This window comes from Slackia piriformis YIT 12062, from assembly GCF_000296445.1.
Taxonomy (GTDB): domain Bacteria; phylum Actinomycetota; class Coriobacteriia; order Coriobacteriales; family Eggerthellaceae; genus Slackia; species Slackia piriformis.
Genome location: NZ_JH815198.1, coordinates 1064147 through 1076458 on the forward strand (window position 1 = coordinate 1064147; position 12312 = coordinate 1076458).

Sequence of the window (12312 nt, forward strand, 5' to 3'; positions counted from 1 at the left end):
CACAACGCTCTTCGACCCCATCGACGCGGCGAACGCCACACAGCACGCACGCATCCGAACCAGGCAGCCGCGATGACGGCCCCATCGGCACGCATACCTGCGCCGAAAGAGCCGTCGCACAGCTCGCACGCGTCTGAGCGAGACGACGAAACTCAGGTGGCACGCATGCACCCGAACCGTCCGTCGGGAAAACGCTCTATGACCCCAAGCGCCTCGAGCCTGCCCACGCACGCCATCAAATCCCCCACCGTGGCAAACGGGCCCGATTCCCCCGTTGCGAACTCTTCCACGAGCTGTTCGAGACGCATCGGGTCGGCGCGCAAGGCGCTTATCACCAGACCGCCCGAATCGTCGCACGCCTTCAAAGCCGAAGAACTACCGCCTGTCGAAGGAGCAGCGCAGCCCCCTTCCTCGCGGGAAAAGAGCATCGTCAGCTGCGCGGCGCGACCATTCGGATACGCCTTCTCGGGGAAAAGCCTCGTCAGAAGCTCCTCGAATTCCGCTTCGTCCACCACCGGACCTGCTCCCTGGGCAATAAGCGCATTCGATCCGCGCGACGTGGGCGAGAAGATGGACCCAGGCACGGCGAGCACGTCCTTGTTCGCGGCAAGGGCCTCGTCCGCCGTCGAAAACGTACCGCTAGGAACCCCCGCCTCCACCACGAGCGTCGCACGGGCCAAAGACGCTATAAGCCTGTTGCGCGCCCGAAACGTATACGGCTTGGGAGGAAAGTTCCACGGATGCTCCGAAACCACCGCCCCGCCCGATTCGACGATGCGGTTGAAGAGCCCTTTGTTGCACGAAGGGTACACGACGTCGCAGCCTCCTCCCAGAAACGCCACCGTCCTGCCTCCTGCCTCGATGGCCGCCTCATGGGCGTATGAATCACAGCCGCGCGCTCCGCCCGATATGACGCAGATTCCCATGCGGGCGGCGCATCCGGCAAGCAGGCGAGCCGCGCTTCTGCCGTACGGCGTCGCATTGCGCGCGCCCACAACGGCGAGACCTTCCTGCAGCGCCTGAGTATCGCCGATGAGATACAGCGTCTCGGGCGGCTTCGAAAGGGCTTCGAGCGCTGCGGGGTATTCAGGATCGCCACGCGCTATCTCGAACCGTGGGCCCGCTATGCATGCAGTGCCCGCTTCGCGGGAGGCAACAGCCCTCGCGCTCATCGTAACCACCTCCCGAAGCCTTCCTGGACGGGGCCATTCGCGACCCTGTTCGCCTTCCGCACGAACACAGTCCCCATCACAAGCACCCCCTCATCCTGAAACCGATCGCCTCGACAAGATGACTTTCCCCCACTCTTTTCGATTCGTCCATGTCAGCAATCGTGCGCGCAACCGACAGCACGCGCGCTATGCCTCTGCCCGAAAGGCCTTGCGATTTCGCGACCGACTCGAGAAGCGCCTCCCCGGAGGAATCGAGTCTGCATCGAGAAAGCAAAGAGGCGGCCGAATCCCCATCCTCATCGCCAAGAACCTCGATGCGCCATCGGGCGAATTCGCGCGCCGCGCATACGCCAACGGACAGCTTGGCAGAAGCTGCTCCCGCACTTTCGCCGCCGTGGATGATAGAACCCGGGTCGCACCTCCACACGTCGATATGCATGTCTATACGATCGAGCAACGGGCCGCCTATGCGCCCTTGATAGCGAGACACCTGGGAAGGGGTGCACGTGCATGCCCGTTCGGGGTCGCCGAAATACCCGCACGGGCACGGATTCGCCGCCGCCACCGTCATGAACCGCGCCGGCATCTTCACGCTCCCGTCGGCGCGCGTCACCGTGATGGATCCTTGCTCCATAGGCTGGCGGAGAGCCTGCAGGGCCGCAGGCGAAAACTCCGGAAGCTCATCGAGGAAAAGGACCCCTTCGTGCGCGAGGGAAATCTCGCCCGGCCTGACGGGCGTTCCCCCGCCGACCAGACCAGCCATGCTTGCGGAATGGTGCACGCAACGAAACGGCCTCGCGCCCGCGAGAATGGCCCCGATAGGCTCGCCCGCGACCGAATGGACCATAGCCGCCTGGATGCGTTCCTTTTCGCCGAGGGGAGGCAGGATGGAAGGCAGCGCCTTTGCAAGCATGGTCTTGCCCGAGCCCGGAGGCCCCATGAGAAGAATCCCATGCCCTCCTGCCGCCGCGATCTGCATTGCCCGCTTCGCCGCCTCGTGGCCGCGTATCTCGCCGAAATCGAGCAGCGCCCGCCCCCGCTCATAGGCTTTCGGACGCAAAGGAGCGGGATCGAGCGTGCGCAGGCCTGCCAACGAGCGAAACCCGAATTGCTCGATCCCTTCAAGAGGCGCGCAATCCTGCGAATCGCACGAAACGGCGAGGCTCAGCCCCAGATCGCGCGCGCACGAAGCGTACGCAATCACCCCTTTCACCGGGCGAACCGCCCCTTCAAGAGACAACTCTCCCGCCCAAAGGTATTGCTCGAGCTTGCGAGAATCGACCTGCCCCGTGGCGCCGAGTATGGCCGCGGCTATGGGAAGGTCAAACCCAGCCCCCACCTTGCGAAGCGACCCGGGAGCCAGATTGACCACCACTTTATCCTGGGGCATCGTAAAGCCGCAGGCTCTGATGGCGGCGCGGACGCGCTCCTGCGACTCGCGCACCGCCGCATCGGGCATTCCGACAATCGTCATGCCCGGAAGCCCGTTCGACACCACGACCTCCACGTCAACGGGCAATGCGGCCACTCCGACGATCGTCGCCGATTTCAACACACACTGCAGATGCATTCAGCACCCCGTTCCGAAAGCGTTGATGTAATGGCGAACCAGAGCGCGGCCGTTCGGCAAGGCCAAAATGGATATTACGTCGAAGCGCACGCGGCATTCCATGCCGTCGTAGTCCGCCAGGAAATACCCGGCTATTCGCTCGTAGCGCGCACGCTTCTTCGGCGTGACCGCCTCGCTGGGAAGGCCGTGCTTCAAGCTCGATCGCGTTTTCACCTCGACGAACACCAAAGTTCCGTCTTCGTCGCGAGCGACGATGTCCGCCTCGCCGGCAACGCACGTCCAATTGCGTTCCAAGATGATGTAGCCACGGCGTTTGAGCAGCTCGCAGGCAGCCTCCTCGCCTCGATCGCCAAGACTTCCTTCGAGGGGCTCCCCCGCTTCCTCGCAGTCTTCGCAGATGTGCGCCTGCTCGAACGCCTCTTCCGCACGCCTTGCGGCGGCGCGCTCGGCGACGATTCTATTTTGTGCACGCGCCATGCGGGCCTTTGTCGAGCAGCGCCCCTCGTTATGCTCGCCGCCATTCGCGCGAACTTTCACATGCACATCCGTCTTCGTTCCCATACCGGCCTCCTGTCTCTCGGGAGAACCAAGCATAGGACCGAGTGGTTTCCTCTTTTTGGACAGCGCAGGGCATGCTTCCTTGCGCGAAAGCGACGCCGACCTTGCGGCTCGCGGCCGAACCCCTTGCCGAAACCGGGCCAAAACCAGCCAAGCAGCTTCATCGAACCGAAGCTTCGCAGAAAAAAACGTCTTGGGGCCGAACGGATGCATGCCACCATCCATTCGGCCCCAAGACGTTAGCTGCTTCGAAACGCTTTCCTCGGCTAGAAAAGGCTTTCTTGCGTCCAGGCGCGACAAAACGATGCGCGGTGAAGAGGGCTGAGGCCCAATTCCAAAATGGCGGAGATATGCTCCGCGCTCGCGTAGCCTTTGTTGCTTTCGAATCCGTATCCTGGAAACTGCTCGGCGTATTCACACATGAGAGCATCGCGCTCGACCTTGGCGATGATGGATGCAGCCGCAATGGAAGCGCACTTCGCGTCGCCTTTGACCACGTTGTGCTCACGCGAATCGATGCCGAGCGGATTGCCATCGAGAAGCACGCAGTCCAAGACGAACCCCTGGCCTTCGACGGCTGCGACCGCGCGGGCGAACGCCGTGCGCAACGAGGCCGACATGCCGTGTTCGTCTATGAACGCCGGCGCAATGTGCTCGATATCCCATGCAAGGGCGATCTCCTTGACCTCTTTCGCGATGCGCTCACGCTTCTCAGGGGGTATCTGCTTCGAATCGTTGAGCCCTTCGATCCGAGGATTGTCGGGCAGCACTACGGCGGCCACCGTCAAAGGACCGGCAACCGGGCCGCGGCCCACCTCATCAAGGCCCGCAACCAGGCCGGATTCGCAAAACTCGCGCTGGAACGCGTACATGCCCTCAAGGCGTGCGCGCTCGGCATCTTGCGCATCAAGACGCCGAAGCGTCGCGGCAAGGGCCTGCTTGACCCCTTTGCGCTCATCGGCCGCCAAGGCTCGGGCCATGGCCTCGTACGCTTCGCGGTCGGCCTCGTGCAGGACCTGCTTTATCTCTGTCAGTGTGCGCATTGCGGGTACGCCCTTTCGTAATCGCCCGGGTTGCATGCGGACGAATCTCTCGCCCCAATCGAAACGCGAGCGAGCCCTCGCCCGAATCATGCCGCGGATACATTCCCTCCCCGAGGCATAAGGCCCTTACGAGAAAAAAGGCCCGCCGAAGCGAGCCTTGCGGTAAACGACTTAGAAAGCCTTTTCCTTGATTTTCGCAGCCTTGCCGACCTTGTTGCGAAGGTAGTACAGCTTGGCGCGACGAACGGCACCGTGACGAACGACCTCGATCTTGTCGATCTTGGGAGAGTATACCGGGAAGGTACGCTCGACGCCGACGGAGAAGCTGATCTTGCGGACGGTGAAGGTCTCACGGCAAGAATGACCGTGACGACGGATGACGTCGCCCTGGAAGACCTGAATACGCTCGCGGTTGCCTTCCTTAATGCGATAGTGAACCTTGACGGTGTCACCGACGTTGAAAGGAGCAACTTCCTTGATCTGCTGCTGTTCGAGTGCGCGAATGATATCCATGTTTCGTTTCCTTTTCATTTCGTTTGCAACGACGTGGCCTAAGCGCTCTTTCGGGTTCGACCTGCGCGTTCGCACGCGAGGCATCGCACGCAATGCCCGAATCGGCCGAGCCCTTAAAGACCCTGGACTGTCTGGCACCCTAGCAGAGGTCGGATGGAAACGCTGCGGACCACGGGTGGTACCGTTTGCTCCGACATGAAACGGCGCGCTTGAGAAGCCGACGTAGAAGTATAGCAGGATGGCCGCGCCCGATAAAGACTTTCTTTCTGTGTTTCCAGTAAAAGCCCGTCCGAAATACGCAGCATCATTGCCGGAAACCTGCCTTCTTGCCCCCTTGCCTCAAAGCGCCGTCGCCTCAGAGGCGATGTCTACCTGATTCCCGGCAGACCGAACCCGGCAAGCATCTCACGCTCGCGAGCCTCCATCTCCTCCGCCTCTTCGTCGGAATGGACGTGGTCCCATCCGCACAGATGGAGAAGACCGTGCACCAGAAGTACATAAAGCTCCTGCTGGGGCGTGGTGCCGAACTGTTCGGTCTGCGCACGCGCAACGTCAGAGGCGATGATGATGTCGCCGAGCAAAAACGGCTCGTCATCAGGTACGCCGGCATCTTCGTAGGCGCCGCCCTCGTCGAAATCGTCGTCGAATCCGTCACATTCGAAGGAAAGAACGTCGGTCGGTCGGTCGATTCCGCGGAATTCCCTGTTCAGACGATGGACTTCCTCGTCAGTGGTCAGCGTGATGGAAACTTCGGTGGTTTCCGGCTGGCCTTCCTGGGCCAGCACGTAGCGGGCGATCCCTTCGATATCCACCCCTTCGGCGATATCGGCCCCGTGTTCGATTTCAACGGCGATGTTCATCGACTACCTCTTTCCGTTTCCCATTCCTCCGCATTCGTACATCACCAGCGCAGGGGCGACCACGCCCGCCGTCTCGGTGCGCAGAATAGACGGACCAAGCGTTACGGGCCATGCGCGGCTCCCTTCGGTAAGCGTGTCCACCTCTTCCGCCGAAAGCCCCCCTTCGGGCCCAACGACCACCGCTATGCGCGCATCGCGGGGGTCTACCACCCCGCATTCGGCAAAGGCCGAGGCGAACGCACCGGCGATGGTGGACGTTGCCGGGCACTCTTCCCAGCATACCAGCACGGCCGTCGCGTTCTTCAGAAACGCCGCCGCTTGCGAAACCGTCATAGGGTCGCATACCTCGGGAACGGATAGGCGCCCACTCTGCATGGCGGCCGACTTGGCGATGGCGCGCCAACGCTGCGTTTTCGAAGCCTTGCGCTTCTCGTCGAGCTTGACGACCGAGCGCGAGCAGGACAAAGGAACGAATCCGGCGATGCCGATTTCCGTGGCGTGGCGCACGATGTCGTCCATCTTGTCGCCCTTGGCTAGGCCCTGAACCAGGATGACGTTCGGCTCGTCCGCCGGGGCCTCGAGGCGCTGCGCGATACGCACGACGATATCGCCGGAATCCGCCGAGACGATCTCGCACTCGAAGTAATCGCGTGCAGCATCGACGACGCTAATGTGCTCGCCCGCCCCCAAACGAAGCACTTTGGCGTGCTTGCGGTCGTCGGCGGCAAGGCGCAAGGCGAACTCCGCCTGGGTTTCTTCCGCAATAACCTGGTCGTCGAGGAAAAAATGATGAAGAGACACGGCTTATCCTTTCGGCTAGCACCCGAGAAACAGCGCCCATGCGGCGGGAACGAACACGATGCCGGCAACGGCCACGCTTGCAACGGCGAGAATGAGCGCAGCTCCTGCGGCGCAATCTTTCGCGCGCTTGGCGAGCGGATGGATGTCGGGCGATGCGAGGTCGACCACCGCCTCGATGGCGGTGTTGACGCATTCGGCGGCAAGTACCGCACCGATACAGACGACGACGGCGGCCCATCCCCACAGAGGCACCTGCAGCAAGGCGCACAGAGCCAAGGCGCACGCCGCGGCCGCTATGTCCACCTTGAAATTGCGCTCGCCCGCCGCAGAGACAACGCCTTGCGCGGCGTAGCGAAACGACTTGAAAAACTTGTTCTGCGCCTTCAGATCGAGTCCGCTCGGCTGTCTTTCGCTCATAGCACACACTCCACGACATCTCCCGGCAAAGTCTGCGCGGGCGCCGCGATCGTATGGTAGCTTTCCGTCGTCGCGGCGCCGTCCGTTTCCACCAAAACGTATTCGACCATTCCCTTGCGCGCCGCAAAATCATCCGCCCGCAGCTTGGCTCCCAGCGCCTCGAGCCTTTTCGCACGGTCGGCCTTCACCTCAGGCGCCACCTGGTCTGTGCGCTTAGCCGCAGGAGTCCCTTCGCGTTTCGAGTAGCGAAAGACATGAATCTTCGAGAATCGACACGTCTCTGCCACACGACACGTTTCCAGGAAATCCTCTTCAGTTTCGCCCGGAAAACCTACGATGATGTCGGTCGAAAGCGAAAGGCTCGGAATGGCGGCGCGCAGCTTCGCTACCAGATTCTCGAAATAGTCGGCCTTGTACGGTCGCGCCATTTCCTTGAGCACGCGCGACGAGCCCGACTGCAAAGGCAGATGCAAATGGCGGCAGATGCGCCCGTTCGAACGCGCCATGAGGTCGATCAGGGCGTCGTCGACATCGCGCGGCTCGACGGACGAGACGCGAAAACGCACCGTGTCGGGAGTTGCTTCGAGGAGGTTTTTCAAAAGCCCCGCGAGCGAGGCGCCTTCGAAGCGATACGACCCCAGGTTGATACCGGTCAGGACCACCTCGCGCGCACCTGCTCCAACCAGCGTGCGCACCTCTTCGACGATATCGGGAAGCGGACGGGACCATGCCTTGCCGCGCGCTACGTGCACGATGCAATACGTGCAGGCGTTGTTGCAGCCGTCTTGCACCTTCACGCCGACGCGCGTCGGAAACTCGGCGCCCACGCGCAAAGACTCGGACGCGGCAACCGCCTCGTCAAAAAGACTCGTCAGCCTCCCTTTGGGAACCACCGACACGCGTTCGCTCATGGATGCGTACGTATCAGGGTCGATGGCCGCCGCGCAACCTGTCACCACAACGCGCGCAGAATCGTTCGCGCGCAGCGCCTGGCGCACCGCCTTGCGGGTTTTCTTCTCGGCCTCCCCCGTCACCGTGCAGGTGTTCACGATGATGAGGCTCGCCTCCGAAAGAGGGACGCACGAAGCGCCCTGGGACAGCAGACGAGCTGCAAAGTCGTCGCTTTCCACGCGATTGACCTTGCAGCCCAGGTTGACGACATGAAATGCACGGCCACAGCCGTCGAGGATTTCAGCCACGTCTCGCACCTTAATTGAACGCATCGCGCAAACGCTGCAGGGGGCTGCGCGCGTAGGCTACGTCTTCGCCGAATTCCTGCGCCACCTTCTCGAGCAGTTCGCGCTGCTTCTTGGTGACCTTCTTCGGAATGAGCACGTTGATATGCACGTACATATCACCACGCGAATCGGAGTTCAGGCGCGGCATGCCCATGCCCTTGACGCGGACAATTTGCTCGTTCTGGCACCCTTCGGGAATGCGCACCTGCACCTTTTCGTCTTCGAAGATGCCGTCTATTTCGATTTCCGCGCCAAGCGTCGCCTGGATGAAGCTGATGTTCGCGCGCGCATGAAGGTTGTCCCCCTCGCGCTCGAAGAACTCGTGCGGCTGAATGCGGCACGTCACGATGAGGTCGCCCGCCTTGGCGCCATGCATGCCCGCTTCGCCGAAGCCGCCCGCGCGCAGCTGCTGGCCTTCGCGGATGCCTGCGGGAACCTCCACGGTGACGTGCTGGCGATCGGGGATGCGACCCTGGCCCTCGCATTCCTCGCAGGGGTTCTCGATGACTTTGCCCGTGCCGCCGCAGTTGCGGCAGGTGCTCGCCGTCTGCATGTCGCCCAAGAACGTATGCTGGACCGTCACCACGCGTCCGCGACCTCCGCATTCGGGGCAATCGATTTCATGGCCGTCTTCGCCCATGCCCGTGCCGCTGCACGCTTCGCAGGGGGCGAGGCGGTCGTAGACGATTTCCTTTTTCGCACCCGCCGCCACTTCTTCAAGCGTCAGACGCAGGCCGACGCCCATATCGCGACCTTCCTTGCGTACGTTCGCCTGGCCGCCGGCAGCACCGCCGAAGAAGCTCGAGAACAAATCACCCATGCCACCGAAGCCGCCGCCGAACAAATCGTCGAAATCCACATACTGGTATCCGCCGCCGCCAGGACCCGAAGCCGCGCCCGGAACGGTGCCGAAGCGGTCGTACTGGGCGCGCTTCGTGGAATCGGAAAGCACGTCATAGGCTTCGTTGAGCTCCTTGAAGCGCTCCTCGGCATCGGGCGCCTTATTGACATCGGGATGCAGCTCTCGCGCCTTGCGACGGAACGCCTTTTTAATCTCATCGTCGGTAGCGGTCTTGGACACGCCAAGAATCGCGTACAGGTCTTTTGCCATAACGATTGGTTACCTTCCTATTGTCTACAGGTCGCGCAGTGCGCTTCGCGCGGCGCGAACAGCCTTGATGACCTTCGAATAATCCATACGCGTCGGACCGATGACCGCGACGACGCCCGATGCGTCGGACGGGCCGTACTGGGCCGCCACCACGGAAACGCCGGAAAGCTGGCTCGCATCGTTTTCGCTGCCGATGCGCACCTCGAGGGGATTGCCCGAGCTTGCGACATCGTCGAAAAGATGCATGAGAACGGTATCGTCCTCGAGCACCTGCAGCACCGGTAGCGCTGCGGCGGCGTTGCTGAATTCAGGCTTGCTCAGAAGCGACGAAATGCCCAGTCTGTGGGCACGGCCCGATTCCTCCACGTCCACGCAAGCCATAAGCTCGTCGATGACGACGTGCGCGAGAGGACTCGAAAGAGCATCGCAGACCTCCTGCGCCCCGATGCCGCGGACTTCCGACATGGACTTGCCCGAAAGAACCTCATTCAAGGCGTTTTGAACGCCTGCAAGTTCGTCGGAGGCGACTTCGTCGGCGAATTCGATATGACGATCGAGCACCTGTCCGTCGTTGGTGACCACCACCATCAAAGCGCGGTGCGGCGTAAACGACACGAGAGACACCTGCTTGACCGACGTAGCAAGCAACGACGGCGCAAGCACGATGGACAGGCAATCGGTAAGACGCGTCAACGCCGCCGAGGTTTTATCCATCAGATCGTCCATCTTCGTAGCCGCATCACGCAGCTCGTCGAATGCGTCTCCTTCGGTTTCGTCGCCGAACTCCCTTTCGAGCAGGTCGTCCACGAAGGCACGATACCCCGCGTCGGTGGGAATGCGGCCAGCCGAAGTATGGGGAGATGTCAAATACCCCTCGTCCTCGAGCACCGAAAGCTCGTTTCGCACCGTAGCAGAGGAAACGCCGAGGCTGTAGCGATCGACAAGCGTGCGCGAACCGACAGGTTGCGCATTGACGATGTAGTCCTCGATAAGGGCTTGGAGCACCTTCTGTCGACGATCGGACAACACGAGACGTCAGACCTCCTCCATACGTTGTGGCGCAACGATGCGCATTGAATCATACAAACGTGATTCTAGCAGCCTTGAAACACGAGTGCTAACGCGAAGCGCAAACGTCACGAACCCGTCACGTCGAACGGGAACCAGCCGCGCGCGGCAAGCAACACCGACGCCTTCTCGCGAAATTCGCAAGCCCTTCTACGGCAGGACGCAAACCGCCTGCCTTCATCGAAAGAAGGGAGAGCCATGGATATTTCAGCCCAAGACCCCAATAGACGACGCATACGTCGGCAAAACCTTGACCGCGCAAGTGTTGCGCAGTTTAGCGTTGTCGGCGAAAGCGAGGTACCAGGCATGTGGACAACGGGTCGACTGAGCAAGCTGACTGGAATTCCCGCACGGACCCTGCAGGAATGGAGCAAAAAACCCAAAACAAGCACTCGAGGAAAAACGAGCGGATCGGGAATCCTCCCCGCTACGACGAACCCCGGAAACGGCTACCGACTTTTCGATGAGGATTCGCTTTACGACATCCTCGTCATAAAGCTTGCAAAAGAGGCCGGGCTGCAGGACGCGCAGATTCGCGACATCACAATGCCGAAAACGAAAGGACGACCAATGGCCGATGCCTATATAGAACGGCTCTTGCGTAAACGTTGCGAAATCGATCGCAAAATCGAGATAGCAAGAACGATTTCTTTCGTCGAACGCACAAAAATCTTCTCGCTTCGCGCCGATTGCGAAACCGAGGACGCACGCGGCTTGGAAGGACTGATGGCATCCGAACTTGTGGACTGCATCGCCGCACGTATTGCCGAATCGAGCCGAAACGAGCAGGCCGAAACCGACCGCCTAATCAACGACGCATCATGGCATGCCGGCGTCGAAACACTTGAAATGCTCTGGAGGAGCGGAGAAAGCCCCCGCGGGGGCGACGCCATGCGAGCGGTCGAAATGCTCCATAGAAGCCTTGACGGCATCCCCTATGCCATTTCGACCGAGATGTTTTCCGCCATTGCGACCAAATGGGCGTCGAAGGGATACACCCGCATTGTTTTGGCACTTCGCAATGGCGAAGAGTTCCTCGCGTTTTTCGAACAAGCCGCCTTAGCCTACGGCGCTTGAGCACGGATATGCCGACAATCATCTAAGACAAAGAAAGGGAAACCATGACCGAAAACAATTCCGAGAAAGCACGCATGGTGAAAAAACCGGCCGTAATCACCGCAGCATGTATCGCCGCAGCCGCATTTGTCGTAGTCGCATTATTTGCAACGCACGTCATTTGTCTCCACGATTGGAAGCCCGCCACCTGCACCGAACCCGAAAAATGCGCCGTATGCGGAAGAACGCAAAACGAACCTCTTGGACACGACCTACAAGAAGCCACTTGTCTCGATCCGCAAATATGCCTGCGCTGCAACGAAACCTTCGCAAGCCCGCTTGGCCATGATGTAGACGAATGGGAAACCGTGCATGAGGCAAGCTGTTCCGAAACAGGCGAAAAGCACGGCATCTGCCAACGCTGCAAGCAGACGATTACGGAAGAAATTCCCAAAATCGCCCATACCGAAGGCGACTGGAGCATCGTCGTCGACGCAGCGATCAACAGCGACGGAACCGTCACACCGGGAGAAAAGGCGTTAATTTGCTCGGTATGCGGATCGGAAATAAAGCGGGAGCAATACAGCGTGGAAGTAACGCTTTCCCAGCAAAACGCCCTGAAGCAGACCCGCGATTATTTGACGTGGCTGCACCCCTCGTATGCCTATCTCGTCGATTGGCTTGAAACCTACGACGGATACACGCACGAAGACGCAGTGTTTGCAGCCGACTATTGCGGCGCCGATTGGAACGAACAGGCGATTCTGTGCGCCAAAAACAGACTGAGCATGTCGGGAGCGTCGCGCGACGGCTTGGTCGAAGAGCTCCGCTACATGCAGTTCGACAACGCCCAGATAGAGCAGGCCCTCGCGGCGGTTGGATATTAAACAAGTTCTGCAAACGGA

The 12312-nt window shown here is 60.8% G+C and carries 13 protein-coding genes; 2 read left to right on the plus strand and 11 right to left on the minus strand.

What is annotated here, in order from left to right:
- Positions 1–152: 152 nt before the first annotated feature.
- The 11 genes from dprA to hrcA form a co-directional block, all read right to left on the minus strand.
- Positions 153–1172 carry a DNA-processing protein DprA gene (gene dprA, locus HMPREF9451_RS04710; protein ID WP_009139160.1) on the minus strand — a complete coding sequence of 340 codons (1020 nt, stop codon included), beginning with the start codon at positions 1170–1172 and terminating at the stop codon, positions 153–155.
- 76 nt (positions 1173–1248) lie between these two features.
- The gene (locus HMPREF9451_RS04715; protein ID WP_009139161.1) at positions 1249–2742 is read right to left on the minus strand and encodes a YifB family Mg chelatase-like AAA ATPase; all 1494 of its coding nucleotides are present in this window, start codon (positions 2740–2742) and stop codon (positions 1249–1251) included.
- Positions 2743–3303 (minus strand): YraN family protein, encoded by a 561-nt coding sequence (locus tag HMPREF9451_RS04720; RefSeq protein WP_009139162.1) that lies wholly within the window; start codon positions 3301–3303, stop codon positions 2743–2745.
- A 263-nt stretch (positions 3304–3566) separates the two neighbouring features.
- On the minus strand, positions 3567–4343 hold the full coding sequence (locus HMPREF9451_RS04725) for a ribonuclease HII (RefSeq protein ID WP_040626057.1): 777 nt from the start codon (positions 4341–4343) through the stop codon (positions 3567–3569).
- Positions 4344–4514: 171 nt separating this feature from the next.
- On the minus strand, positions 4515–4856 hold the full coding sequence (gene rplS / locus HMPREF9451_RS04730) for a 50S ribosomal protein L19 (protein ID WP_009139164.1): 342 nt from the start codon (positions 4854–4856) through the stop codon (positions 4515–4517).
- Positions 4857–5224: 368 nt separating this feature from the next.
- Positions 5225–5716 carry an rRNA maturation RNase YbeY gene (gene ybeY / locus HMPREF9451_RS04735; RefSeq protein WP_009139165.1) on the minus strand — a complete coding sequence of 164 codons (492 nt, stop codon included), beginning with the start codon at positions 5714–5716 and terminating at the stop codon, positions 5225–5227.
- A gap of 3 nt (positions 5717–5719) precedes the next feature.
- Positions 5720–6517, minus strand: a complete 798-nt coding sequence (locus HMPREF9451_RS04740; RefSeq protein ID WP_009139166.1) for an RsmE family RNA methyltransferase — start codon at positions 6515–6517, stop codon at positions 5720–5722.
- A gap of 15 nt (positions 6518–6532) precedes the next feature.
- Complete coding sequence (locus HMPREF9451_RS04745; RefSeq protein WP_009139167.1) at positions 6533–6934, minus strand: diacylglycerol kinase family protein; 402 nt, start codon at positions 6932–6934, stop codon at positions 6533–6535.
- Positions 6931–8133: a tRNA (N(6)-L-threonylcarbamoyladenosine(37)-C(2))-methylthiotransferase MtaB gene (gene mtaB, locus HMPREF9451_RS04750; protein ID WP_009139168.1), complete on the minus strand. Its 1203-nt coding sequence runs from the start codon at positions 8131–8133 to the stop codon at positions 6931–6933. The genes HMPREF9451_RS04745 and mtaB overlap by 4 nt, the downstream gene beginning before the upstream one ends.
- Positions 8134–8143: 10 nt before the next feature.
- The gene (gene dnaJ / locus HMPREF9451_RS04755; protein WP_009139169.1) at positions 8144–9283 is read right to left on the minus strand and encodes a molecular chaperone DnaJ; all 1140 of its coding nucleotides are present in this window, start codon (positions 9281–9283) and stop codon (positions 8144–8146) included.
- Positions 9284–9307: 24 nt separating this feature from the next.
- Positions 9308–10312, minus strand: a complete 1005-nt coding sequence (gene hrcA, locus HMPREF9451_RS04760) for a heat-inducible transcriptional repressor HrcA (RefSeq protein ID WP_009139170.1) — start codon at positions 10310–10312, stop codon at positions 9308–9310.
- 237 nt (positions 10313–10549) lie between these two features.
- On the opposite strand from hrcA, the gene HMPREF9451_RS04765 reads away from it, so the two are divergent.
- Both HMPREF9451_RS04765 and HMPREF9451_RS04770 read left to right on the plus strand, forming a co-directional pair.
- On the plus strand, positions 10550–11428 hold the full coding sequence (locus HMPREF9451_RS04765) for a MerR family transcriptional regulator (protein ID WP_009139171.1): 879 nt from the start codon (positions 10550–10552) through the stop codon (positions 11426–11428).
- Positions 11429–11472: 44 nt separating this feature from the next.
- Positions 11473–12294, plus strand: a complete 822-nt coding sequence (locus HMPREF9451_RS04770; RefSeq protein ID WP_009139172.1) for a hypothetical protein — start codon at positions 11473–11475, stop codon at positions 12292–12294.
- Positions 12295–12312: the final 18 nt, after the last annotated feature.

Excerpts from the sequence above, each read along its gene's own strand:
- HMPREF9451_RS04720 (WP_009139162.1), bottom strand. The coding sequence starts at position 3,303 with ATGGGAACGAAGACGGATGTGCATGTGAAAGTTCGCGCGAATGGCGGC.
- dprA (WP_009139160.1), bottom strand. The coding sequence starts at position 1,172 with ATGAGCGCGAGGGCTGTTGCCTCCCGCGAAGCGGGCACTGCATGCATA.
- rplS (WP_009139164.1), bottom strand. The coding sequence starts at position 4,856 with ATGGATATCATTCGCGCACTCGAACAGCAGCAGATCAAGGAAGTTGCT.
- dnaJ (WP_009139169.1), bottom strand. The coding sequence starts at position 9,283 with ATGGCAAAAGACCTGTACGCGATTCTTGGCGTGTCCAAGACCGCTACC.
- HMPREF9451_RS04745 (WP_009139167.1), bottom strand. The coding sequence starts at position 6,934 with ATGAGCGAAAGACAGCCGAGCGGACTCGATCTGAAGGCGCAGAACAAG.
- ybeY (WP_009139165.1), bottom strand. The coding sequence starts at position 5,716 with ATGAACATCGCCGTTGAAATCGAACACGGGGCCGATATCGCCGAAGGG.
- HMPREF9451_RS04765 (WP_009139171.1), top strand. The coding sequence starts at position 10,550 with ATGGATATTTCAGCCCAAGACCCCAATAGACGACGCATACGTCGGCAA.
- HMPREF9451_RS04725 (WP_040626057.1), bottom strand. The coding sequence starts at position 4,343 with ATGCGCACACTGACAGAGATAAAGCAGGTCCTGCACGAGGCCGACCGC.
- HMPREF9451_RS04715 (WP_009139161.1), bottom strand. The coding sequence starts at position 2,742 with ATGCATCTGCAGTGTGTGTTGAAATCGGCGACGATCGTCGGAGTGGCC.
- HMPREF9451_RS04770 (WP_009139172.1), top strand. The coding sequence starts at position 11,473 with ATGACCGAAAACAATTCCGAGAAAGCACGCATGGTGAAAAAACCGGCC.